We start from the raw sequence: 23599 nt of genomic DNA, 5'->3' as shown, positions 1-23599 counted from the left end.
ATTTTACTGGTATTGCCAGCATTTACCCATGAGTGAATCCAGCAATCAGGACTTGCGAGAGATTCTACTTGCCCTGGACCGCAAGATTGACGCCCTAGACCGGAAGATTGATGTCCGCCTTGCCGAGGTGGACAGCCGCTTTGCTGAACTGGACAAAAAGATAGACACCCGCTTTGCCGAGCTGGAAAAAAAGATTGATGTCCGCTTTGCAGAAGTGGACACCCGCTTTGCCGAGCTGGAAAAAAAGATTGATGTTCGATTTGCGGAAGTGGACACTCGCTTTGCTGAGCTAGACAAGAAAGCTGAGAATCGCGCTGCTGAATTAGACAGAAAGATTGATGTCCGTTTTGGGGAATTAGACAAGAAAATAGATGTTCACTTTACGGAACTCAAGGGAGAAATCAAGCGCCTTGATGAGCGATTCAATGGTCTCGACAAGCGGGTTGCCAATGAAGAACTGCTCAGCCGTAGTGCGTTCGGGGCGATTGTGGTGGGCATGCTTGGCGCGCTGGTGAAGTATTTCTTTTTTTCTGAATAAACCGTTGCTTAAACCTTTCTTACGCTTACCGGCCCCCCAGGCGACAATTTGCTAGCGTAAAGTATAGATGTTCTGAGAATGCCTATGGCCGCTAGGGAAGCCGTTTTTCACTATCTTGCCTGTTGGTTCCAGGCGGGCAAGACGGTCACGGATGGCCAACGCCATTGGCGGCCAGTGCATGTCGCCCAAGCAGGAGACTATAGCCCTGAATTTTTGGCGCTGTGGCGACAGATGGAGCAGGACGGTCTAGAGCGTTACTCCCTGAGCGGTACTGAGGTCACGCTGGCGCAGTTGTGTTCCCCCGAATGGGAGTTTATTCCGTGTAGTCGTTGTGGAATGCCCGTGCCCGTCAAGGTAGTGGGAATGCAGACCGGCCCCTGTCCGTGTGCCGATTTACCCCTATGGCCGAACCTAGAATTGCCCTTGCCCCATGGAGTGGTGGATGAGCGCGAACAATTAATGGAGATTCAGGAGCGCTTGCAGGGGGGATAAAAACAGCCATGCCCTACGACGCAACCTGCTCGCTGTGGCCCCGCCAAGACGAAGCGTTTTTCCGCAAACGGGTGTTCCAGCCCATCCAGCAACAGGGTCCCCATTGTGTTTCAACCGTGTTGGCCATCTTGACCGGTCGCACACCTGAAGAATTCCAAGGCCGGATTAACACCCAAGACCCGGTCTCCTGGTCGGAAGCGCTACAGGTGGCCAACATGAAGCTGGCTTACTGTCCCACTGATGTCCGCAAGTTGAAGTACTACATGGCGGAGCTAGTGGCGCTGGATGACCTGTTTACCCTAAGCTATTACACTCGCAATGACCCGGCGGCAATTCTTGGCGACCCCGATGAGCGGGGCTGGGTCACGGGTTCCCATATCGTGGTGTTGCATCGCGACCAGATTCTAGACCCCCAAACCGGACAGGCAACCGATGCTTTTTCTCATCGCTGCAATGACCATCACACGAAACGCATTTTTCGGGTTGTCCCCCTTGACCATCCCCGTGGACTGTGAGCGACACCATGTCAAAGCGCAACACTCTCATTTGCACCGTTGGCACCAGTCTGTTCGAAGGCAACTTGAGCCGGTTGTCGGCTGTTACACCCAACGCGCCAGCCAATTGGGAAGCCATCCGGCGAGCCTACGATGCCCAAAACTGGCGTGAATTAGCCAAAGAACTCCTGCGCATACCTCCTACTGAGCGACTGTGTGGCGCGGAAATCAACACCATTGAAGAAGCCCGTCGTAAAAAGTGGTTGTCTCTGGAGAATCTAATTTTTCTGGTTTCCGATACGCCCATCGGTCAAAATACCGGTCAGTTTTTACAAATTTATTTTGAGAACCGTTCAGACTTAAAGCTGCGTAATATTGAATACATTGTTGTCGAGCAGTTGCAGGACCAACGTCCCACGGATTTCAAAATCCATGGGTTACGGAATCTGGTGCGCAAGTGTGGGGAGATCATCCAGCGCTTTGGCGGGCCTGAGTATGTCGCTATTGATGCCACCGGTGGTTACAAAGCTCAGATTGCTGTAGCTGTTATTATGGGTCAAGTACTAGATATACCCGTCTTTTACAAGCATGAACGCTTCTCAGAAATTATTGATTTCCCGCCGTTACCAGTTGCCTTCGACTACGATTTGCTTGGTCGAAATTCGTGGTTGCTTACTGACTTTGAGAAAGGGGAAGCCCTGTCTGAAGATGAAATTGGCCGAGTGGATGAGAAATTAAAGGTGCTGTTGATTGAAGTGGAAATGGACGGTACACCGGTTTATGAATTGAGTCCGGTTGGGCAAATTTATTTGGACGGGTTTCGGATACGGCATCCCAAACCCATTCAGCTTGTACCAGCGACGGGTGAACAGAAGAAGCAACCCCGTTTTGGTGATGATAACTATCCCAAAGGATTTGCAGAATTTGTCGAAAAGGTATGGCGAGAGACACCCTGGGTAAAAACTGCATTTTCACTTCCCTACGACAAACAATCAGCCATCAAAGGGACTGGTTTCTATGTGTGGGATAATGGTACGGAAAAGCAATTGATAGGTACGTATCAAGACCGCAACTTTGGGGGTCGTTTTCGATTGCTTTTGACCGATGAATCGCCGCAATCGCTAGTGTGGGCTGCTGACCAATTGAACCGGCGTTATCGCTCGCATGGCTAGGTCACTGATGCTGGTCAAAGCTCCGTTCTTGGTTTTCCAATGATCTCGCTGACAAACTTGCAGCAGCTATGTCTTTAGACAAAGTTCGCTATGAAATTGAAACCGCTATGGCCCTACCGAAATGCCAGAAATGTGGCTGCATGGCTTATGTGCTCAAGTTCCTAACAGAGATGTTGCCTAAGCTCAATCCCAACGACGCTTCTGACCTGCAAGCACTCCTGGCGACTGCATCTCAAAAAATGCAACCGTTGCAGTACGACTGTTTGGGGTGCCAGTATTGTCATCCGGCGGTTGCCCACGCAGCGTTACAGGAGTTTGATACTGATGCTGAATCTGATGTGTGACGTTTGGAGTATAGTGGGTTTGGAATGCAATCAAAGCGGTGAGGAGTGGACGCGGCCACGCTGCGGGAATTAGTTCTGGATAAACTCAAGGCGCTGGGATTTGGCATTGCCGTAGATGGCGAGTTGTGTTTTCAAGGGGTGAGCAAAGAGCGTTTGCGGCATATCCATCAGCCGGCTGCGCAGTTGGAAATTGTCGCTCGCCAAGGGTGGTTACGGCAACACTTGCCGAAGTACCTGGACTTTTTCGCCGATGGCTGTGACGTTGTACCGGAACGGATTGACCCAGTGCTGTGGGAAGTTAGAACGGAGTCCCAACACAACCTGTTTCGCCTGGCTCGCCTGTTGTGGTCCATTCCATTTTCCAAGGGCTATGGGCGGCGATTGCGTTTTCTAGTGATGGACCAGTCCAACGGCAAACTCATGGGATTGCTGGCGTTGCAGTCACCACCTTTGAGTTTTCCGGCGCGGGACCGGTTGTTTCGCTATCCCCCGGGGCAAAAGACGCTCTTTGTCAACCAAACGATGGATATTCAAACCTTGGGGGCGGTGCCACCCTACGCTGACTTGCTGGCCGGTAAATTGATTGCTCTGATCGCAGCATCCAATGAGATTCGCCAGACCTATGCCCGCAAATACGCCGGTCACTATACCGAAATCGAACAACGGCTATTACCTGCCCATCTCGTGGCTCTGACCACCACCAGCGCCTTTGGCCGTAGCAGTCTCTACAATCGCCTGCGCTACAAGGACCTGCTCATTGCCGAATCGCTGGGTTACACTGAAGGCTACGGCACCTTCCATCTCATGGAGCTTTATCCCCTGTTTCGCCAATTTTTGGAACAGCAAGGGATTTCCACGCGCGGCGGTTTCGGCACAGGACCCCGCCTAAAATGGCAAACAATGGTGCGCGCCTTGCACCGGCTGGGACTCCCTTCGGACTGGTTGCGACACGGCGTTAAGCGAGAAGTATTTTTGTTCCGCTTAGTGGATAACTTGGAAGCCTACATGGCTGGTCAGGACGCAGCGCCGGTCTATCGGGATTTACCGTTGGCAGACCTGGTGGCCTGGTGGCGAGTGCGTTGGTTGTTGCCGCGTGTTGAACGGGTCCAGCGATGGCAAGAGTGGCGTAAACAAGAAATCCCACAACGCTTGCTGCTAACCCCAAATGATGACCTTTGCAGAACGTCCCTTTGGTGAGTTGCCGGCAGCCCTGGTGGAAGAAGTGCTCCAACGGACGGAGAACCTAGGCCAGAAATTGCTCCAGGACTTCGAGCGCGTCCGAGCACAGCGGCAAACATGGCGAGCACAGCTCCAGCAGGCGGGTTGGTTGGGCCGAGATGCCGAGTTGCCCTATGTGCCCATTCCCACCACCTGCGGTATTGATGGTGCCTATGCAATTGAACGCCTGTTGACCAACGATTTGGTCGCGGCAGCCGCAGTGGCAGTGGAAGGGCTGACTCCGCCTTCAGAAACGCGCCATTGGCCAGAACCGCGACATCGCGTCTGGGTGGAGACAGAAACGCACGAAACGGAAACCACGACCATCCTGCGGGCACTCATGATAGGTATGGAACTGGAATTGGCAGCCCAGGCGCCCCATGAAGTTGTTTTCCTAGACGGTTCGCTCACCACGCCGCTGATTTACTGCAACCAGGCGCTGAATAGATGTGAAGCGGCGGCATCGCTAGAGACAACCGCTCATTTTCGCCAGCAAGTGCCCGACATCTTGGCTGCTTACTGGACCGTGTTGGCTGCAACGCGCACCGACCGCTGTTGGTTAGCTATCCCCAAGTACACAACCAAGCGAGAAATTGGCCAAGCGATGGGGTGGCCGGCTACCCATGATGACCGGGGCCTTTTGAGCTTTTTGTTGGAACCGGGCGAATACACCCGACCCAGACGCTTGCAACCACCGAGTGAACCCTGGCATTTGAATTTGCATCCCCTCGAGTTGGAAATGCGGGCGAAAGTTGAACCGTTGGCCGAGAAGATTATTGCCTTACTTGGTGAAATTCAGGTGCTCTACTACCGTCCGTATCCCTGGTTGCCGGCGCTGCGCATTGAAATGAGCCGTGCGGTGGCGGAGAATCAAGCCCGTCTTGCCATTGCCCTGCACGGTATTCGTCACCAGTGCGGTACACCCGCCATGATGGAACCCTACCCGCTATACATGGCTGACCGGATGGTGAAACATTTATCCAAAACCATCCCCACGTTTCGGCAAATCACGAGTCAGCAGATTGCAGAAACCTACCAGGGCAATCTCGACGACGTCTTCTTTGGACTGCATGGCTATCGCACAGAATCAGGGGTATGATCACAAGCAGAATGGCAAGCTTTTTATGGGACTGGAATTAGACCAACTTGTTGACCAAGCAGAACGCATTGGGGTCATCGGGTCGCCTTCCTCAAGTAGTGCTATATCACTAGAGATTCTGGCCAGCGCCGTGAACAAAAAACTGGTCGGGGAACTAGCGCTCTTTCGCTACCAGCAGGATGGGTTTCCCCATTACGCCCTCGGTCAAATCACCGAAGTGACGCTGCGTAACGTTTGGCATGAAGACCCGACGATGCGGAGCTTGGTTCGCCAGCGGGGACGCATTGACACAGTCAGCGAGCGCCAAGACACCCATGCCGGCGAGATGGTCATCAGCGCTGTCTTTTCTGCGGGAGTGAATGGTTATTGCCCCAGCATTTTGGGAACGGTTCCTGCAACCGGTACGCCCATTTGCCTGGTGAATGATCGGGTGCTCGACGAATTACTTTCGCCCTACCGAGACCAGCTTTTCTATCTAGGGCATGTTTACGGTTCCAAACCCTTGTTGCCCTTGTGGTTTAAGCATTTTGATACAGGACCGCAGGGGGCGGGTGAAGCCTATCACCTGGGCATTTTTGGCAAAACTGGCTCGGGGAAATCAGTGCTGGCCAAGATGATACTGCTGGCCTATGCCCGCTACCCTCAAATGGCCCTGCTGGTCATTGACCCCCAAGGCGAATTTGCCAAGGACGCCAGGGGTGAAGCGGCATCGGGTGCGTTTCAGTTGCCAATGCGGCGTATTTTGAATCGTCTGGGGAAGCCTGTACAGGTCTATAGCGTCAGGGATTTGGTCTTAGACCGGTGGTATTTGTTTGAGCAAATTCTGCTGGAATCTGGGTTCTTTCAGCGGCTGGGTGTAAAAGCGGCAGAAAACCAGCGGCAAGCAGCAGAAGTCATCAGTGAACAGCTACGCAAAAACCACGGGCGGCTGGCTGATTTACACAAAAGGGAGAGTTTCGATAAGGTTTGGCGCTGGCTGCGAGAAGAACGCATCCAAGTGCAATTCTATGGTTCTAAAGAAGCTAGGGAACGAGTCACTCAACAGATAGCTGCAACCAATCCCAATGAACTCTACCAGAATGTTTGGCTACCTGTGACGCAACTCTTTCGTGACGACCGGCAAGGAGCGCAAAAAGTAGAACGGTTGTTGTCGGATTTGTTTACGCCTGAGCAAGCACAACGGCCCCTGGTAGTAATTGACCTATCTGTGGAACAGGGAACCAATACAACAAACGGCTGGGATACACTTCCCCTGTTTGGCGGCGATGTATCCGAATCCCAAAGTATCCCTTTGTTCTGGAACGAGACCATTCAATCTCTCGTCATCAAAAGGTTACTAGAAGGCATTCGCACTGCTGCGGAACAAGCCTACCAACAAAACCGCAGTCTTAATACATTAGTGCTGATGGATGAAGCTCATCGTCTAGCGCCCAGAGAAGAACCAGACAGTGATGAGGAAAAAGCTGTACGCGCCATTTTAATTGACGCAGCTCGCACGACCCGCAAATACGGCGTGGGGTGGTTTTTTATTAGCCAAACGCTTTCCAGTCTCCATCGGGAAATCCTGGAACAACTACGTATCTTTTTCTTTGGTTTTGGCCTGGGGATGGGGTCTGAGTTCAAAGCCTTAGGTGAATTGGTGGGTGGGCGCAGCAAAGCTCTCGATCTCTACCAGCTATTCCGAGACCCCCACTCCTCATTTGACATTGCCAGTAGAGAATATTCCTTCATGACCATTGGCCCCGTTTCTCCTCTTTCCTTTGCTGGAACTCCCTTGTTTTTCAATGCGTTCAACAGCGTGCAAGAATTTCTGGATACCAATAGATTAAGTGACTATTGTTCACCGCAGCAACCCATCCACGCTTTCAAAAGGAACAATTAGCAAGCTCATTCACGGTCGGGATACCCAGGACTAGGCGGCTCCCGACGCAAACCCTAACCCCGCCCCAATGAATACGAAAATAACGCCGGTATAGGTTCTGGTAAGAAATACTTTCAAACTTTCAAAGCGCAACCGGTCAAAATCCCGTTGACCCATGTGGGAAGCAGCGAGCGCCACAGTGACTCCCACTAGACTGGCGATCAACCCCGATTACTTGACCAGCTGGCGCATTGACACGCCTGCGACAGGCCCTGAGACCCATAATAGAGGAAACAGAGTAACCTAACCAGCTATGAAGGTCTTACATTTTCCCCTGGGGTCGCTTCAGGTAGGGTTGCCATTGACCCAGGTTCAAAAAGTCATTCCCTACCCACCTGTTTTCAGCAGCGGCCAGAAACCTGTGGGCCTAGCCCATTTTGAGCAGCAGGAGGTCATTGTCCTGGACGTGCATAGGTATTTATTTGGTCAACCCAGCCCGACACCCCCAACCCATCTGGTGGTGGCCCGCAGCAATGGGGAACTCTACGGCATTCCTTGCCCAACCATTCCGGCGCTGGTGGACGTGGCACCGGAACAGATGCAGCCGTTGCCCCCTACGTACCGGCAAGCGGATACGCTAGGGTTAGCTAGCCATGTGGTGCGTTTGCCCAACGACCTGACCCTGTTTGTCCTGGACAGCCAGCGCTTGGCTTCCCTCTGCCGGCCATCCCCTGCGCTATCATAGGGCCATGACTGCGACGCCGGTACCTTTGCCCAAAACCAGCGAGTCGGAGCGACTCAAGCGCATTCGGCATACCGCCTCCCACGTGATGGCGATGGCGGTTCAACGTCTCTTTCCCAAGGCGAAAGTCACGATTGGGCCGTGGATTGAGGATGGGTTTTACTACGACTTTGACCACCCTGAACCCTTTACTGAGCAGGACTTAAAAGCCATCAAAAAAGAGATGGTGAAAATTATCAAGAAAAAATTGCCGGTGATTCGGGAGGAGGTCACGCGGGAAGAGGCACGGCGACGGATTGAGGCCCTCAACGAACCCTACAAACTGGAGATTCTGAACGACATCAAGGAAGAGCCCATCACTATTTATCACTTGGGGGACGAGTGGTGGGACCTGTGCGCGGGGCCGCACCTGGACAACACAGGAGAACTGAACCCCGATGCCATTGAGCTGGAAAGTGTAGCGGGGGCCTACTGGCGGGGCGATGAACGCAATCCCATGCTCCAGCGCATCTACGGGACAGCCTGGGAGACCCCCGAACAGTTGCAAGCCTACTTGCACCAGAAACGGGAAGCCCTGCGGCGAGACCACCGGCGGTTGGGCCAGGAGCTAGACCTGTTCAGCATCCACGAGGAGGCGGGCGGTGGCCTGGTGTTCTGGCATCCCAAGGGGGCGCGGATGCGGCTGGTGATTGAAAATTACTGGCGGGAGGCCCACCTGCGGGCGGGTTATGAGCTGCTCTACACGCCCCACCTGGCCCACTTGGACCTGTGGAAAACCTCGGGGCACTGGGATTTTTACCGCGAGAGCATGTTTGAGCCGATGGCGGTGGAGTCCCAGGCGTATCAGCTCAAACCAATGAATTGCCCGTTCCACGTGTTGACCTATAAAACGCACCTGCACTCCTACCGGGAATTGCCGATTCGCTACGCGGAGCTGGGGACGGTCTATCGCTACGAACGCTCCGGGACGCTGCACGGGTTGATGCGGGTGCGGGGCTTTACCCAGGACGACGCCCATATCTTTTGTCTGCCGGAACAGGTGGAGGCGGAAATCCTGGGGGTGTTGAACTTGACCGAGCAGGTGCTGTCGGATTTCGGGTTCCGGGAGTATGAGGTGAATCTCTCCACGCGTCCCGAAAAATCGGTCGGCTCAGATGAGGCGTGGGAACTGGCGACAAATGCTCTCAAAAATGCCCTGCGTACCAAGGATTGGGCTTACAAAGAAGATGTGGGCGGTGGTGCGTTTTACGGCCCCAAGATTGACATCAAGATTCGGGATGCTATTGGGCGCTTGTGGCAATGCTCGACGATTCAGGTGGATTTCAATTTGCCGCAGCGGTTTGGGTTGGAATACGTGGCCGCCGATGGTTCGCGGCAAACGCCCATCATGATCCACCGGGCAATTTTTGGCTCGTTGGAGCGCTTTTTTGGGATTTTGATTGAGAACTATGCGGGCGATTTTCCCCTGTGGTTGGCGCCGGTGCAACTGCGCTTTTTACCGGTGGGAGAACAGTACGTGCCCTACGCTCAGACCATCGCCGCTGATTGGCAAAAGCAGGGCCTGCGGGTGGAAGTGGACACCTCCGGCGAACGGTTAGGGAAATTGATCCGCAACGCTGAAACGGCCAAGATTCCGGTGATGGCAATTGTAGGGGCCAAGGAGCAAGAGACGGGAACGCTGAGCATCCGCACGCGGCACGGGGGCGACATGGGCACCTTGACCATTGCCGAGGTCCAGGAACGGCTTCTCCAGGCGGTGCAACAGCGACGAGATTTTTGACGGCTATACGGAGTGGGAAAATGCCTATAGCTAGGCATAGAATGCTTGACATAGGCAGTAACCGGGACCCTGGGTGTTTCCGCGTTGATGCCTTCCTAGGAGCGACAACCTAAATGTTTTCTGCTACAGGCCATACAACTACGACTTGTGAAAGAAGGTGGTAGAAGCCGTCTCGAATGGCACCCCTATCGCCAAGTCATCTAGGGGAAGCTGCTGGGTACGAGCTGATATATTTGCCTGAATATTCGCCAGATTTCCGATTGAACATGTGTGGTATCGCATCAAGCAAACGGTGCGCAAGTTACAGGTAAATGCAATGGAAAATATGCAATCTTTGGTCAATGAAACCATCCGTAGCTTATGTCAAGTTCTGTGATTTTATAGCTGAGCCATCTATGGTTGTCAGCCCCTGGGTTCCAGAGCACGGCCCCACCCTTGAGTTTTCTCTCCCCTCTCTGACAAACTAAAGCGGCTTAGCTGTGGCCATAAATCTGGACAGCTTACTTATAGCAAAAAACATTTGAGCTGGCGTGTTTGAGCAGCGGGCAAGGCAAAAGCGTCAAGGCCTCTAGTTGTAGCTCATGCCAAACATTGTGTGCTTAGCTATACCCGACAAAAGTGGAGGTCGAAACCATTGCCCTGAAGAGCTTTTACGTCTTTGGACTCGGTTGACAGGTCAGCGAGTAGCCAGATGGAGGATGGGGCAAGGCGCAGTCGGCCGCTCATGCAGGCAAGATAGACTGTACAGCATCACCTAACTCCTCAGCCTGGATTCGAACCAGGGACCAATCGGTTAACAGCCGACCGCTCTACCGCTGAGCTACTGAGGAAAGCTTTTTTATCTTACACAAGTTGAATGGGGTTAGACAATCACTTGCGGGGCCATATCCGTCCCTGCTCGACGTAGAGTTGCTGGGCGCTGCTGAACCAGGGCGGCTCAAAACGGGCCAAGTCCGTCGTGGTGATAATCGTTTGCACCCGGTCGGCAATCACTGTCAACAAGTGCCGCTGCCGTTTCTGGTCGAGTTCCGCTAGGACATCGTCGAGCAGCAATAGCGGCGTTTCCCCAAACACCGTTTCCAAGAGTTCTAACTCGGCCAGTTTGAGCGCCAACACCAGCGTGCGTTGTTGCCCTTGGGAGGCATAGTGGCGAGCAGGTTGACCGTCTAGCGTCAACATCACCTCGTCCCGGTGCGGCCCCACGAGCGTAGTCTGTTGCGCCCGTTCAGCAGAGGCTTTCTGGGCTAGTTGCCGCCGGAATTCCTCCTGGATGACGTCACCTTCGTTGACTGGCACCGGCACAGCGGGGGCATAGGCCAGGTTGAATTGCTCTCCCGTCTGACTGATCCGTTGATGCCAAGCCTGGGCTAAGGGCTGGAGTCGTTCCACGAGCCGGTAACGGCGGCGGATCAAACGGGTGCCAGTCTGCACCAGGAGGTCGTCCCAGGGGGCTAATTGGGCGGGAGTCACCGTTTCCTGTCGCAATAGGGCATTGCGCTGGCGCACCACCCGCTGGTAGTCCTGGAGCAGTTGGCTGTACAGGGGTTCCAGTTGCACCAGCGTTTGATCCAGCCAATCCCGCCGCTGGCCCGGACCGCCCCGCACCAGTTCCAAGTCCAAACAGGAAAAAAAAACCGCCCGCAGATACCCCAAAAAATCCATCTGCCGCCGTTGCACCTGCTGGTTGACCGCCAGGGTTCGCCGCCCCGAGACCCGCAACACCAGGGTCAATTCCGCCGGCTCCGGTTGCCGTTGCACATATCCCTGAATCTGGGCGGTGGTTTGGCCGGTTTGCACCAGTTCTCCATCCCGCTGCACCCGAGGTGAATGCAGGGTCGCCAGCAGCACAATCGCCTCAAGCAGGTTGGATTTGCCCTGGGCGTTGTCGCCAATCAGAATAGTTTGCGGGGCCTGGAACGTGACGACCTGGTCGGTGTAATTGCGAAAGTGTCGCAGATGCAGGGATTGCAGATACACGCGCTAGCGCCCGGTCACCGGCGGCACCCATTCCCCGAGACTGTGGTCAAGGAGTTCCACTTCCGCCTCCAGCCGATGCACCAGGTCCTCCGTATCCTGTAGCAGGTGGGGCAACGGGCCATCACTGATGTGCTGGCGCAGGTCGTGCAGCGCCTTACGAGCTTCCGCCGTGGAAACCCGAGCTGTTAGGATTTCCCGCCGCGCCTGGAGTGCTTGCACCTGCTGCTCGATCGCTAGCAGCTGCTGTTGTAAACGACGGCAATGGCGACTCTGATGGGCCAAGGCCTGCTGTAATTCCTGACGGATGACTGGCGAGCAAGCGCCTTGGAGTTGACGGCGCAGACGACGCTGGGTCGCCACTACCACCGCTACTGCCCGCTTCACCTGGCGCAATTGCCGCTGCAACCGACTCACCCACTGCTCCAGCCGTTGGTCTGGATTGGACGTATTCCACCAAGGCCACCACTTCACCGCTCTACCTCTTTAGGGGTACACCTGGGCTTGCAGCCCCTTCGCCTTTAAGTCTGCCACAAATGCCTCCGCCTGGTCACGGGTCTCAAAGGCCCCTAGTTGCACCTTTAAGCCTGTGTCAAATTGCCACACAAAGGCCTCCGGCACCACCCTTTGCGCCCGCAGAAGACTCTGTTCGTTCTGGTAATCCGTGACCACGTAGTACAAGCTGGGATTCGTAGGGGCTTTGGGCGTAGCCGGTGGGCTGACGGTTGGCACCGCACTCAAGTCAGGCAGTTCCTTGCGGGCCAGATTTGGCACTGGTGATGGCAACACCGCATGCTCTGGAGGCGGGGCCGGCACGCTCAGGGGGGACGTTGTCGGTTCGGGCGATGGCGGTCGTCGCACCACCAGGAGAACCCCGACGGTTCCCACGGTCGCCAGCGTCAACCCTATGACAAACCCCAACAGCGACTGGGGGACTCCCCGGTGGCGTGTCGGCTGATACCAGCTCTCGGGAAACGCCCAAGCCTCGGGGGCTGGCTGGTTCTCTTGGGCTTGCCGCCGCACAAAGACCCGGTTGAGTCGCTCGGACCAGGAGGGCCGTGGGGCCAATTCGGTGGTGTCCTCTACGGCTGGAGAAGCTGAGTCAGTTTCCGGTGGTGGCGTTGTCAGAGGGGCAACCGCCTGGCTGTCATCTTCAGCCGCCAAAGCGGTCGGTGGGTCAGCGCTGACTGCTGGCGGGAACGCCCAAGCCGTCTCGGGCGGCGGGGTCGGATGCTCCGCTTGCCATCTGGCCCATACCTCCGGCGTCCACTGGGGACGTTCGGCTCGCCAACGTTGCAACTCCTGCGTCAAGTCCACGTCCAGACAGGCCAACGCTGTCAGCAGGGACGTGGGCGGGGACTGCTCCGTCATAACACACCTCACAAAATGCACAGGACTGCACGCAACCGAACCAGTGTTGCAGCTCTAGTTGCTACCGGCAAAGACGATGTGAGGAAAGCGAGCTTGGGCTTCTTGGAGGGTATGAGGACGACCTAAGCGCCCCTCCTCCCAGTAATTAATCAATTCGGTCGCCTGATTCAACAACTCTATCTTATCGGCTTCGGGGATCCAGGACTTGGCATCCAGCTCATTTTTCAACTGCTCCCAGGCGTTGTCCCGGGGCCAGAAAAAGTAACAGGTCAAAGGGCTACTTCCCGTGCCCACAATCTGATCCACGGCAATTCCCACGTCTTTTTGCAACCACAGGGCCTTCAACTGAAACTTCAAGCGGTACACCTCCCGAGGTCAAGGATTCGTGTTAGCTTATTTAGCGTACCGTATTCACCTCAATTTTAGCTATCGCTGGCGTGACCTGTTCTTCGGTGGGGGTCTTGGTTTGCGATATTGACGGCGTGGTCCGCGATGTCAGCAGCTCCTACCGGCGGGCAATTCAAGACACGGTCGCTCATTTCTCCCAGGGCCGTTATTGTCCCAGCCTGGCGGACATTGACCAGCTCAAGCAGGAGGGCTACTGGAACAACGACTGGGAAGCGGCTCGGGAATTGTTGCGGCGCTGGGGCCAGGACGTACCTCTAGCGGACATCACCGCCTACTTCCAGAGCCGGTACTGGGGAGATACGGAAGCGCCGACGGGCTTGATTACCCAGGAGACCTTGCTAATTACGGGGGATTACTTTGAGACCTGGACAGAGCAGGGCTGGCGGTGGGGATTTTTCAGTGGCGCACCCCGGCGAGAAGCGCGATACGCCCTAGCGCGGCTAGGGCTTGCCGACGCACCGCTGGTGGCCATGGAGGACGCCCCTGGCAAACCGGACCCAACGGGTTTATGGACCCTGGTGCAGGCATGGTCTTGCCCACCGGGCACCCCGATTATTTACGCCGGCGATACGGTGGCCGATATGCTCACGGTGCAACGGGCGCGCGTGCAGTACCCGGAATACACCTGGCGGGCGGTTGGGATCCTGCCGCCCCACGTCCAGGATGTCCAGAGCTACACCCAAACCCTACACCAGTCTGGTGCCCAGGTCGTTTTACCGGGTTTGCGCCACCTCAGTCCCGCCGCTGTGCTACCTTAGCGGGGAGAACTCATGCATCCAGAGCAACTCATCGACAAGCGTCCCTATCCGGCGCATGTCCTACTAAGCCCACCGCCCGATGAACTGGCAGACGTGACGGTGGCGATTGAACCGCTCAACCCTGGGGAGCGCCGGATTTGTGCGGTTATTACGATTCCCCAGCCGGTGGAACCGATTTGGCGGGTGCTGACGGATTACGACAAGCTGGCGGACTTTCTCCCTAGTGTGGTGCTGAGCCGGCGAGTGCCCCACCCCGAGGGCAAGATTCGTCTCGAGCAAGTGGGCGCCCACGGTTTTCTCAAATTTCACTTTCGCGCGCGGATGGTGCTGGATATCGAAGAGTTCTACCCCGAACGCATCGCGTTTAACGGCGTTGAGGGGGATTTTGTGATCTTTCGGGGCGCTTGGGAATTGCACCCCCAGCACCAGACGACCCAGTTGTGTTACACCGTCCATCTCCGCCCGCGCGTGGGGTTGCCAGTGCGACTCATCGAAGGCCAGATTCGACGGGGCGTCGCTCTGAATCTACTGGCGATTCGCCAACGAGTTGCCCAACTGGCAACCGACCCGCCCTAGGCGCAATGGGCGAGAAAGTCTGGGTCAATGGTCTGGGCCGAGCCGGCAAAATCGTGGTCAGGGGTCAAAAACAACATGCAGTGGCACTCTTTGCGCTCCCGCATCGGCACACAGGGGCAATTCCAAAACCCTTGCTTGGCCTCGGCCTCCTTGTCCTCGTAGTGACGGCAGGGGCACAAGGGCGCGCCCAGTTCCTCCTTGTGCTTGGCCAGCCCTCGAATGACGGTGGCGGTGACCCCCAAATCAACACAGAAATAGGTGCCGGTGCGCTGGGCATAGGTCTCGGCAAACTTGCGCATGGTCTCCAACGTGTTGGCAGTTGCAGTCGCAGTCATGACAGTCAGCAGATAGTGTGTAAGATGACAACAGAACTTATCGAATGGATAAGTGCTGCTTACTTTCCTTATTGTGCCAGGATTTCCGGGACGCGCCAGGAATTCGTCCCTTCGGAGAGTAAGATTGAAATGTTTGTTTACACAGATGTCCATGACGTGGCCCCGCTGTAGCGGTATTCTGCTCCATCCGACGTCGTTGCCCGGCGGGTGGGGCATCGGGGATTTGGGCGCGGCGAGTCGCCAGTGGGTGGACTTTTTGGCCCAGGCCGACCAACGGCTCTGGCAAATTTTGCCGCTGGGACCGACGGGGTACGGCAATTCCCCCTATCTCTCCTACTCAGCGATGGCGGGGAATCCCCTGTTGATCAGCCTGGAACCCCTGCAGGAGCGGGGCTGGTTGCCCAAGGAGTTGGCGCCGCCCCAGTTGCCGGCCCAGCGGGTGGATTACGACGCGGTTTACCTGCACAAAATGCCCCTGCTGCGGTTGGCCTGGCACTACTTTCAACAGGACAGGGCGGCGATGGCGTCCCTAGAGGCCTTTATCCAGGAGCAGGCCCACTGGCTGGCGGATTTCAGCCTGTTTATGGCCCTGAAGGAGGCCCACGCGGGTCAACCCTGGTACGATTGGGAGCCGGCGCTGGCGCAACGGGACCCCCAGACCTTGGCGCGCTGGCAAGACCAGGTCCGCCCGGCCCAGGCGTTTCACTGCTTTTTGCAATACCTGTTTTGGGAGCAGTGGCGGGAATTACGGGCCTATGCCCACGCCCGGCAGGTGCGGATTATCGGCGACCTCCCCATCTACGTGGCCCACGACAGCGCCGACGTGTGGGCACACCCGGAGTTTTTTGCGATTGACCGGGAGACGGGCCAGGTGACCTTTATGGCGGGCGTGCCCCCAGATTACTTCAGCAAGACCGGTCAACTGTGGGGCAACCCGGTGTACAACTGGGACGTGCTGGCCGAGACGCATTTTGCCTGGTGGGTGCAGCGCTTTCGGCAGTTGTTGCAACTGGTGGACATTGTGCGGATTGACCACTTTCGCGGGTTGGAGTCCTTTTGGCGGGTCCCCCAAGGGGAAACCACAGCTATCAACGGGGAATGGGTGCCTGCACCTGGGGCAGACCTGTTACGCACGCTCCAGCAGGAACTGGGAGAACTCCCCATCATCGTGGAGGATTTGGGGGTGATCACGCCTGAAGTAGAGGCCCTGCGGGATGCCTTCCAGTTGCCCGGCACCAAGGTGTTGCAATTCGCGTTTGACGGCAACCCCGAGAACCCCTTTTTGACGTACAACTTCACGCCCCACTGCGTGGTCTATACCGGCACCCACGACAATCCCCCGACGGTGGCCTGGTACGAAGCGTTGGAGCCGGAAACCCAACGGCGGGTGATTCGCTACCTGGGTCACCTGAGCGCCCACGGGATCCACTGGGATTTGATCCGCCTGGGGATGATGTCAGTGGCGCGCTGGTGCATCGTACCCTTACAGGACGTGCTGGGCTTGGGTTCGGAGGGACGCATGAACGCGCCGGGAGCCGCCAACGGCAATTGGGAATGGCGCTGCCCGCCCGACCGGCTCACTGCCGATTTGGCCGCCAAGTTGGCTCAGCTTACCCACACCTACGGTCGCGCGCACCAGCCGTGGGAGACAGCCGACCCAAGCCGGTGATGAGATTCGAACTCACGGCCGCTCGATTACGAATCGAGTGCTCTACCGCTGAGCTACACCGGCACCGCGCTTAGAATTAAGAATATCAAACTAAACGACCTCCATGAGCGTTTGGGATCAGGAACGGCGGTGGCGGTTGCGCGAAGCAACTAAAGCGCCCTATCGCGGGTTGCGACAGTTTATTTACCTGGCGTTTGGGTTGTCCGGGGCCATCGGCGCGCTCGTGTTTGCCACTGATTTGCTTAGCGGTCAGGGAGATGTCCGCACCGGCGTCAATCTGCTCCTGCAACTCGGTTTGGTGGCGGCCATGGGGACGCTGTGGCGGTGGGAACGTCGTCATCGCCAGCGCCATTGGTTAAGATAGAATTTACCAAGCAGCATCGAGCCGAGGGTCTGTGTGGATGCGGTCGTAGCGGCTCCGCAGCCGGTTACTTATCCCCTATGGTTACAGGAACTCAACCGGAATCCCACGCCGGACTCGCTGCTGATGACCAAGGCGTTTGAATTTGCTAAGCGGCTCCATTGGGGTCAGAAGCGGAAATCGGGCGAGGATTACATTGTCCATCCGGTGGCGGTGGCAACCTTGCTGTGGGAGCTGGGCGGGGATGCCCAGACGGTGGCCGCTGGCTTTTTGCACGATGTGCTAGAAGACACTCAGGTCACGGCGGAAACCCTCACCCAGGAATTTGGTCCCGAAGTCACCCGCTTGGTTGAAGGGGTCACTAAACTCTCGAAATTCAGCTTTTCCAGTAAGACAGAGCGACAGGCGGAAAGTTTCCGGCGGATGTTTTTGGCAATGGCCCAGGACATCCGGGTGATTGTGGTGAAATTGGCAGACCGCCTGCACAACATGCGCACGCTGGAGTACCTGGAGCCGGAGACCCAGCGCCGGATTGCCCAGGAAACGCTGGACATCTTCGCGCCCCTGGCCAACCGCCTGGGGATTTGGCGGTTCAAGTGGGAGCTGGAGGACCTGGCCTTCAAGTATTTGGAGCCAGAGGCTTACCGGCAAATGCAGCAGTATGTGATGGAAAAACGGGCGGACCGGGAAGCCTATATTGGACACGTCATTGGTCAACTTCAGGACAAGTTGCAGGAGGCAGGCATTCCCTTTATCGAGATGACTGGGCGCCCTAAACACCTCTACAGCATTTACCAAAAAATGCGCCGCCAGCAAAAGGAATTCCACGAGATTATGGACTTGGCGGCGGTGCGGATTATCGTCAACACAGTGGATGAGTGCTACCGGGCGCTGGCGGTGGTGCATAACGCCTTTACCCCCGTGCCGGGGCGGTTCAAGGACTACATCGGTCTCCCCAAACCCAACAACTACCAATCGCTGCATACAGTGGTCATTGGGCCAAAGGGCAAGCCCGTGGAGGTGCAGATCCGCACCCTGGCGATGCACTACGTAGCCGAATACGGAATTGCCGCCCACTGGAAGTACAAGGAAGCGGGAGCCAGCGTTAAAACCAGTCATCTGGACGAGCGCTTTACCTGGTTGCGCCAGTTGCTGGAGTGGCAACAGGATTTGAAGGACGCTCAGGAGTACGTAGACAACCTCAAGGACAACCTGTTCGAACAGGAGGTGTACGTTTTCACACCAAAGGGGGACGTTGTGGATTTGAAGGCGGGGGCAACGCCAGTGGACTTTGCTTACCGGATTCACACGGAAGTAGGCAACCACTGCTGGGGAGCACGGGTGAATGGCCGCCTGGTGCCGTTACACACCCCCCTGAAAAATGGGGACATTGTGGAAATCCTGACGCGGGAGAACGCCCGTCCCAGCCTGGACTGGTTAAACTTTGTGGTGACTAACACCGCTCGCAACCGCATCCGCCAGTGGTATAAGAAGTTCAATCGGGAAGAGCACATCGCGCAGGGCAAAGCGCTGCTGGAGGCAGAGCTGGGACGCACAGGGCTGGATAACCTCCTCAAGTCCGACCTGATGCTGCAGGTGGCCCAGCGATGCAACTACGCCCAGGTCGAAGACTTGCTGGCGGCGCTGGGGTACGGGGAAATCAGTTTGAAGCAGGTGATTGGCCGCTGGCAGGAGGTGATCAAGCAGCAAACCCAATCTCCCGCCGAGACTGGGCCGCTGGAGACCTCACCAGAAACGAAACCGACCCCCGCCGGCGAAATTGCCAGTTTACAGGGGCTGGCTCATCACCTAGCCCACTGCTGCTACCCGATTCCGGGCGAGCCGATTGTGGGGGTGGTGACGCTGGGCGGACGGGGCATTTCCATCCACCGCCAGGACTGCGCCAATCTCAAATCCATTCCCGTCGAGCGCCTGTTGCCGGTGAGTTGGGACGGGGTTGAAGACCGGCGCCAAACCTATCCCGTGATGATCCAAGTCACGGTGATTGACCGGGTGGGGGTGCTGCGGGATGTCCTAAGCCGCCTGAGCGACCAGCGGATCAACGTCAGCGATGTGCGCATGACCACCCACGCCAACCAAACGGCCGTAATTACCTTACGCCTGGATGTGCTCAATCGCGAGCAGTTGCAAACCGCCCTGAGCCACGTGCGCAAGATGAGCGATGTCCTGCACCTACAACGGGTGGGTCAGGCTTAACCGAACCAGTGGGATGGCTCCCGCCCCGCCTCCACCACCTGGGGAATGTGGCGGCTGATCCAATCGCTGCGCTGTTGAAAAATATCGTGAATCCCCTGATGCACCAGCTTTTCGATTTCCAGCCGCCGCGCTGTGCAGGACTGGCGCTGTTGCCATACCTGGTCCTGGGTGACGTACAGGCCCGCTTGGGGCAAATGGTTTAGCACATAAACCACCAGTTCCTGACGCAATTCGGGGATGGCAAAGGCTTGCTGGTACGGGTGATGCGGGTAGCTGTCCAACACCGCCTCGATTTCACTGATGATTAGTTGCTCATTCAGGTTGACCACTGTCTTGTACATGACCGGCACCTGCGACGAAAAGCCTGGGAAACATCTCCCTACTATCAATCCTGGCACCGTTTTCACCCGCCCTTTACGAAACTTCGTCTTCCCGCTTCCGGCCTGTAGTGCGGCCCCTGAACGGCAAACCCCCTGGCTATCGGCAATCTTGCTATGGCTTTGCCAGGCCGTCGGGGAGAAATGTTTAACGAACCAGATAACTGTACTAACACCATCTTCTGCTCACCCCCGTTGTCACCGGTTCAGGGGGCTTCTTCACCTAACTACACTTTTCTTTAGTAAACTTCAAGTAGCGCATGAAGCTTTTGTCATATTATGGATTACTTGTGGCGTGGGCATCGGATCCGCTACCAAGTGGCGGGAGCGGGCCAAGCTGGTATGCCGGTGGTGCTGATTCACGGCTTTGGGGCGTCGAGCGACCACTGGCGGCGGAATTTACCGGTGTTGGGGGAACGGCATCCGACTTACGCGCTGGATTTGTTGGGGTTTGGCGCGTCGGCCAAACCGGCCATCGCTTACCGGTTTGAAACCTGGGGGACCCTAGTGGCGGACTTTCTCCAGCAGGTGGTTCAACAACCGGCGGCGGTGGTAGGTAATTCGATTGGGGGCGTCGTGGCGTTACAAACCGCCGTGCTGGCACCCGACTGGGTAACGCGGGTGGCCTTACTCAACCCATCGCTGCGGTTACTGCACCGGCGCAAGCGCCATCGGTTGCCCTGGTACCAGCGGTGGAGCGCGGTAGCGTTGCAACACCTGTTGGGCTGGCAACCCTTTGGACGCTGGTTTTTCCACCGTTTGGCCCAACCTTCGGTCATCCGCCGGATTTTGCAGCAGGCATATGCGCGTCCAGACGCCATCACCGATGAGCTGGTGGAGTGCCTGTACCGGCCCTCCCAGGACCCCGGCGCGGTGGACGTGTTTTTGTCCTTTGTGCGCTATAGCGACGGGCCGCTGTTAGAGGATTTATTGCCCCAGGTGCATTGCCCCGTGTGGTTGGTTTGGGGCGAAGCGGACCCCTGGGAACCAGTGACCCAGGGACGAGAGCTGGCCCAGCAGTTTCCCCAGATCCAGCGGTTTATCCCCTTGCCCCAAGTGGGACATTGCCCCCAGGACGAGGCGCCGGAGCTGGTCAATCCCCTGCTGCTGGAATGGTTGCGCAGCTAGCTATCGGCGAGTTTTTGCGCTTGCAGCCGCTGCTTACGGCGCAGGACAGCCCGGTAGATGCGTTCGGCCACCCCCGGCAACTGCCGTTCAAACTCCAGCAAAAACCGCTCGTCGTCGGTGACGTCACCAGGGTCTTCGCCGGTGGCCAGCGTTTCCTGTAGGCGGGGATAGGCTTTTTCGTCCACGATCCGCACCAAAGCGTCCAAACAGCGCATGAACTGCCGCTCGGTCAAAGGAGCGTCCTCGAGGGGGAACTCAATGATGGCCCGCACTTCGCCGTCGCTGGGGTCGTACTCCCACTGCACCATCTTGGTTTCCCAGGCAATGGTCAACAGGGTTTGTAGGGCGGCGGCCTGGTGGGGGTGGTTGTGGATTTGCAGCACCTGGGGCGCGTAGAGCTTGAAAAACTCGCCATTTTCCTCCAGGGCAATCACCAGCAGCAGCCGCTCCATGTGGGTAGTCTTGACGCCCGTGACAATGCGGTTGCGCTCCGTATCCACGTCATAGCGCCAGCCCATCCCGTCTAGATAGCGGCTGATTTGCGCCAATGTGGCGGCCATAGACAATCCCGTTGGCTAACCCCCCTATTGTACTAACTGGGGGCGCAGGCCAAGCACTGTTGGACCGCTTCGCGGTAGAGACTCTTGGGTTTGACCCCCCGCCACTCCTGGAGCTTGGCTTTGCGCTGGAACAGTTGGACGGTAGGCGTGCCCGTCACGCCCGCCGCTTGGGCAATGTCCGGGTCCTGTTCGATGTCGATCAACACCAGGTACATTTGCCCAGCGAATTCCTGGGCCACCTTCTCTAGGATGGGTTTGAGGGAACGGCACGGTCCACACCCTGGCGCTTTGTACATCACTAGGATGGGCTTGTCGGTTTCGTGGTAGAGCTTGCGCAGGGCGTAACTTCCCTCCTGAATCGTGGCGCTCGGGTCAAAGGTGGCCGTCGTCGCCGGTTGCGGAGCAGGCGCTGGTGTTGCTTCTGTCGCCGGTGCTGCCGTCGTCGTTGCGCTAAATTCCTGGATTAACCCATGCTCCGACAACCATCGTTCGGCTAACAGCGCCGCCATGCACCCCGTACCGGCCGCCGTCACTGCCTGGCGATACTGGTGGTCTTGCACATCTCCGGCGGCAAATACCCCCTCAACGCTCGTTTTGACCGACCCCGGCTCTGTGACGATGTAACCGGCAGCATCCAGTTCTAGCTGCCCACGGAACAAATCCGTGTTGGGGGTGTGACCAATCGCGTAGAACAATCCCCCCACCGGCAAGTCCCAGATTTCCTGAGTTTGGTTGTTTTTCAGCCGCACCCCAGCCAATTGGCCGTCGCCATAGACATCCACCGCCTCCGTGTGCCAGTGCACCGTGATTTTGGGATGGCGCAACACCCGGTCCTGCATAGTTTTACTGGCCCGCATCCGCCCCGAGCGCACCAGCATGTGGACATGGGAACCGAATTTGGTCAGATAGAGAGCTTCTTCACAAGCCGTATCCCCACCGCCGACCACCGCCAACTCCACGCCCCGAAACAGCGGCGACGCGCCATCGCAAATCGCACAGGCCGAAATCCCCATATTCCAAAACTTCTCCTCCGACGGCAGATGCAAGCGTTTGGCCGTGGCCCCTGTGGCGATGATCACAGCGTGGGCTTTCACCTCCCGCTCGGTTGAACGCAGGACGAAGGGCCGCTGGCGAAAATCCACCGCCACTACGTCTTCTGTAATGAGTTCAGCACCCCAGCGCACCGCCTGCGCTTTCATCCGTTCCATCAACTCCGGCCCTGAGATCCCCTCGGGAAAGCCGGGGAAATTTTCCACTTCGGTCGTGGTCATCAACTGACCACCAGCGGGACCCCCCCGCACCACCCCTGTAAACACCACCGGTTTCAGGTTGGCCCGCCCAGCATAAATCGCCGCCGTGTAACCCGCCGGCCCCGACCCAATAATCACCAGATTTTCTACAGCAGGGGTGCTCATGTAACACAAACTCGTAACGACTACGGATAACAGTGTAGAGCAGGCAGTACGGTGCTGGCAAGGGTGTGGTTTTAGGTATGATGGGAAAGAGGAGACCGGGGCGTAGCGCAGCTTGGTAGCGCACCACTTTGGGGTAGTGGGGGTCGTGGGTTCAAATCCCGCCGCTCCGATCCAAACAAAAACCCGACGACCATCACCACAGTCCTAGTCCCTCTGCCAGCAGTACACAGCAAGCCAGTTAGTGGTCCCTTCGAGCCTGTTGGAGCATCTCCTAAAGGGTTTAGGCTAATGAGCAAGGTGGAGTGGGAGTTAGTCGAGCCTGGGCGCAAGGGGCGGCCAGGGATAAAGCGCGTTAACGGGCTGTTGGTGTTGCACTGGAGTGTGGGGGGTATGTGCTGGCGCTAGGGCATAACCGGCTGAAGTTGGCGCAAGCAACGGCTCAGCAGATCGAGTTCGATTGATGCGACGCCGGAGCGTTACCGCCCAAAACTGGCTAAACCAGCAGACGTATCTGCACTGGTGCTATGGCAAGCGAGTGGAAACGCACCTACCAGCACAACGGATAGCGGCGGTCTATCGGCCACTAGCGACCAACTTGCAACGGTTTAGTAAAGACATCACGGATGAAGCGACAGCGATGGAACTGGTGACGCTGTTACGTAGTCACTAGTCCAGAGCCTTAGTCTGATAAAGTCGTTTGGGCGCTGGTG

At 56.9% G+C, this 23599-nt stretch carries 26 protein-coding genes and 3 tRNA genes; 18 read left to right on the top strand and 11 right to left on the bottom strand.

Annotated features, from left to right (window positions below):
- Positions 1 to 28 precede the first annotated feature (28 nt).
- From NZ705_09565 to NZ705_09530, 8 genes are all read left to right on the top strand, one after another.
- A complete protein-coding gene (locus NZ705_09565; protein MCS7293197.1) occupies positions 29 to 538 on the top strand; it encodes a hypothetical protein in 510 nt (169 codons plus the stop codon).
- An 84-nt stretch (positions 539 to 622) separates the two neighbouring features.
- Complete coding sequence (locus NZ705_09560; protein ID MCS7293196.1) at positions 623 to 1030, top strand: hypothetical protein; 408 nt, start codon at positions 623 to 625, stop codon at positions 1028 to 1030.
- A gap of 8 nt (positions 1031 to 1038) precedes the next feature.
- Complete coding sequence (locus NZ705_09555; GenBank protein MCS7293195.1) at positions 1039 to 1545, top strand: hypothetical protein; 507 nt, start codon at positions 1039 to 1041, stop codon at positions 1543 to 1545.
- Positions 1542 to 2696 carry a putative CRISPR-associated protein gene (locus tag NZ705_09550; GenBank protein MCS7293194.1) on the top strand — a complete coding sequence of 385 codons (1155 nt, stop codon included), beginning with the start codon at positions 1542 to 1544 and terminating at the stop codon, positions 2694 to 2696. The genes NZ705_09555 and NZ705_09550 overlap by 4 nt, the downstream gene beginning before the upstream one ends.
- Positions 2697 to 2836: 140 nt before the next feature.
- The gene (locus NZ705_09545) at positions 2837 to 3040 is read left to right on the top strand and encodes a hypothetical protein (GenBank protein ID MCS7293193.1); all 204 of its coding nucleotides are present in this window, start codon (positions 2837 to 2839) and stop codon (positions 3038 to 3040) included.
- 45 nt (positions 3041 to 3085) lie between these two features.
- A complete protein-coding gene (locus NZ705_09540) occupies positions 3086 to 4237 on the top strand; it encodes a DUF4338 domain-containing protein (protein MCS7293192.1) in 1152 nt (383 codons plus the stop codon).
- Complete coding sequence (locus NZ705_09535; GenBank protein ID MCS7293191.1) at positions 4206 to 5357, top strand: DNA double-strand break repair nuclease NurA; 1152 nt, start codon at positions 4206 to 4208, stop codon at positions 5355 to 5357. The genes NZ705_09540 and NZ705_09535 overlap by 32 nt, the downstream gene beginning before the upstream one ends.
- Before the next feature lie 25 nt (positions 5358 to 5382).
- Positions 5383 to 7239 (top strand): DUF87 domain-containing protein, encoded by a 1857-nt coding sequence (locus NZ705_09530; GenBank protein ID MCS7293190.1) that lies wholly within the window; start codon positions 5383 to 5385, stop codon positions 7237 to 7239.
- 30 nt (positions 7240 to 7269) lie between these two features.
- Here NZ705_09530 and NZ705_09525 read toward each other — a convergent pair whose 3' ends face one another.
- Positions 7270 to 7428 (bottom strand): hypothetical protein, encoded by a 159-nt coding sequence (locus NZ705_09525; GenBank protein ID MCS7293189.1) that lies wholly within the window; start codon positions 7426 to 7428, stop codon positions 7270 to 7272.
- Positions 7429 to 7531: 103 nt separating this feature from the next.
- On the opposite strand from NZ705_09525, the gene NZ705_09520 reads away from it, so the two are divergent.
- Together NZ705_09520 and thrS are read left to right on the top strand one after the other, a co-directional pair.
- Positions 7532 to 7963, top strand: a complete 432-nt coding sequence (locus NZ705_09520) for a chemotaxis protein CheW (GenBank protein ID MCS7293188.1) — start codon at positions 7532 to 7534, stop codon at positions 7961 to 7963.
- Between the two features lie 4 nt (positions 7964 to 7967).
- Positions 7968 to 9740: a threonine--tRNA ligase gene (thrS, locus tag NZ705_09515; protein MCS7293187.1), complete on the top strand. Its 1773-nt coding sequence runs from the start codon at positions 7968 to 7970 to the stop codon at positions 9738 to 9740.
- A 758-nt stretch (positions 9741 to 10498) separates the two neighbouring features.
- Here the strand turns inward: thrS and NZ705_09510 are convergent.
- From NZ705_09510 to NZ705_09490, 5 genes are all read right to left on the bottom strand, one after another.
- Positions 10499 to 10570 (bottom strand) — tRNA-Asn (locus tag NZ705_09510).
- Positions 10571 to 10610: 40 nt separating this feature from the next.
- Positions 10611 to 11717: a DNA replication/repair protein RecF gene (gene recF / locus NZ705_09505; protein MCS7293186.1), complete on the bottom strand. Its 1107-nt coding sequence runs from the start codon at positions 11715 to 11717 to the stop codon at positions 10611 to 10613.
- Between the two features lie 3 nt (positions 11718 to 11720).
- Complete coding sequence (locus tag NZ705_09500; GenBank protein ID MCS7293185.1) at positions 11721 to 12188, bottom strand: hypothetical protein; 468 nt, start codon at positions 12186 to 12188, stop codon at positions 11721 to 11723.
- 12 nt (positions 12189 to 12200) lie between these two features.
- Positions 12201 to 13085 (bottom strand): SPOR domain-containing protein, encoded by an 885-nt coding sequence (locus NZ705_09495; protein ID MCS7293184.1) that lies wholly within the window; start codon positions 13083 to 13085, stop codon positions 12201 to 12203.
- A gap of 54 nt (positions 13086 to 13139) precedes the next feature.
- The gene (locus NZ705_09490) at positions 13140 to 13451 is read right to left on the bottom strand and encodes a 30S ribosomal protein PSRP-3 (protein MCS7293183.1); all 312 of its coding nucleotides are present in this window, start codon (positions 13449 to 13451) and stop codon (positions 13140 to 13142) included.
- Positions 13452 to 13522: 71 nt separating this feature from the next.
- On the opposite strand from NZ705_09490, the gene NZ705_09485 reads away from it, so the two are divergent.
- Entirely contained in the window at positions 13523 to 14251 is a 729-nt protein-coding gene (locus tag NZ705_09485; protein ID MCS7293182.1) for a TIGR01548 family HAD-type hydrolase, read from the top strand.
- Positions 14252 to 14263: 12 nt separating this feature from the next.
- Entirely contained in the window at positions 14264 to 14827 is a 564-nt protein-coding gene (locus NZ705_09480) for an SRPBCC family protein (GenBank protein MCS7293181.1), read from the top strand.
- Here the strand turns inward: NZ705_09480 and NZ705_09475 are convergent.
- Positions 14824 to 15162, bottom strand: coding sequence for a hypothetical protein (locus tag NZ705_09475; GenBank protein ID MCS7293180.1), 339 nt, complete (start codon positions 15160 to 15162; stop codon positions 14824 to 14826). The genes NZ705_09480 and NZ705_09475 overlap by 4 nt on opposite strands.
- A 73-nt stretch (positions 15163 to 15235) precedes the next feature.
- Between NZ705_09475 and malQ the strand changes: the two genes are divergently transcribed.
- Positions 15236 to 16831 (top strand): 4-alpha-glucanotransferase, encoded by a 1596-nt coding sequence (malQ, locus tag NZ705_09470; protein MCS7293179.1) that lies wholly within the window; start codon positions 15236 to 15238, stop codon positions 16829 to 16831.
- Here the strand turns inward: malQ and NZ705_09465 are convergent.
- Positions 16823 to 16894, bottom strand: a tRNA-Thr gene (locus tag NZ705_09465). The genes malQ and NZ705_09465 overlap by 9 nt on opposite strands.
- Before the next feature lie 40 nt (positions 16895 to 16934).
- On the opposite strand from NZ705_09465, the gene NZ705_09460 reads away from it, so the two are divergent.
- Together NZ705_09460 and NZ705_09455 are read left to right on the top strand one after the other, a co-directional pair.
- Positions 16935 to 17195, top strand: a complete 261-nt coding sequence (locus NZ705_09460) for a DUF3493 domain-containing protein (protein MCS7293178.1) — start codon at positions 16935 to 16937, stop codon at positions 17193 to 17195.
- Between the two features lie 33 nt (positions 17196 to 17228).
- Positions 17229 to 19409 carry a bifunctional (p)ppGpp synthetase/guanosine-3',5'-bis(diphosphate) 3'-pyrophosphohydrolase gene (locus NZ705_09455; GenBank protein MCS7293177.1) on the top strand — a complete coding sequence of 727 codons (2181 nt, stop codon included), beginning with the start codon at positions 17229 to 17231 and terminating at the stop codon, positions 19407 to 19409.
- On the opposite strand, the gene NZ705_09450 is transcribed toward NZ705_09455, so the two are convergent.
- A complete protein-coding gene (locus NZ705_09450) occupies positions 19406 to 19750 on the bottom strand; it encodes a late competence development ComFB family protein (protein ID MCS7293176.1) in 345 nt (114 codons plus the stop codon). The two genes, NZ705_09455 and NZ705_09450, sit on opposite strands and share 4 nt — an antisense overlap.
- A gap of 315 nt (positions 19751 to 20065) precedes the next feature.
- Between NZ705_09450 and NZ705_09445 the strand changes: the two genes are divergently transcribed.
- Positions 20066 to 20914 carry an alpha/beta fold hydrolase gene (locus NZ705_09445; GenBank protein ID MCS7293175.1) on the top strand — a complete coding sequence of 283 codons (849 nt, stop codon included), beginning with the start codon at positions 20066 to 20068 and terminating at the stop codon, positions 20912 to 20914.
- Here NZ705_09445 and NZ705_09440 read toward each other — a convergent pair.
- Positions 20911 to 21474, bottom strand: coding sequence for a hypothetical protein (locus tag NZ705_09440; protein ID MCS7293174.1), 564 nt, complete (start codon positions 21472 to 21474; stop codon positions 20911 to 20913). The two genes, NZ705_09445 and NZ705_09440, sit on opposite strands and share 4 nt — an antisense overlap.
- Before the next feature lie 32 nt (positions 21475 to 21506).
- A complete protein-coding gene (gene trxB, locus NZ705_09435) occupies positions 21507 to 22889 on the bottom strand; it encodes a thioredoxin-disulfide reductase (protein MCS7293173.1) in 1383 nt (460 codons plus the stop codon).
- A 96-nt stretch (positions 22890 to 22985) separates the two neighbouring features.
- Between trxB and NZ705_09430 the strand changes: the two genes are divergently transcribed.
- Positions 22986 to 23059, top strand: a tRNA-Pro gene (locus tag NZ705_09430).
- A gap of 290 nt (positions 23060 to 23349) precedes the next feature.
- Positions 23350 to 23559 carry a hypothetical protein gene (locus tag NZ705_09425; GenBank protein MCS7293172.1) on the top strand — a complete coding sequence of 70 codons (210 nt, stop codon included), beginning with the start codon at positions 23350 to 23352 and terminating at the stop codon, positions 23557 to 23559.
- The last annotated feature ends 40 nt before the right edge of the window (positions 23560 to 23599 follow it).

The organism is Gloeomargarita sp. SKYB120 (assembly GCA_025062155.1).
GTDB lineage: Bacteria > Cyanobacteriota > Cyanobacteriia > Gloeomargaritales > Gloeomargaritaceae > Gloeomargarita.
This window is presented reverse-complemented; position numbering and strand designations above follow the sequence as displayed.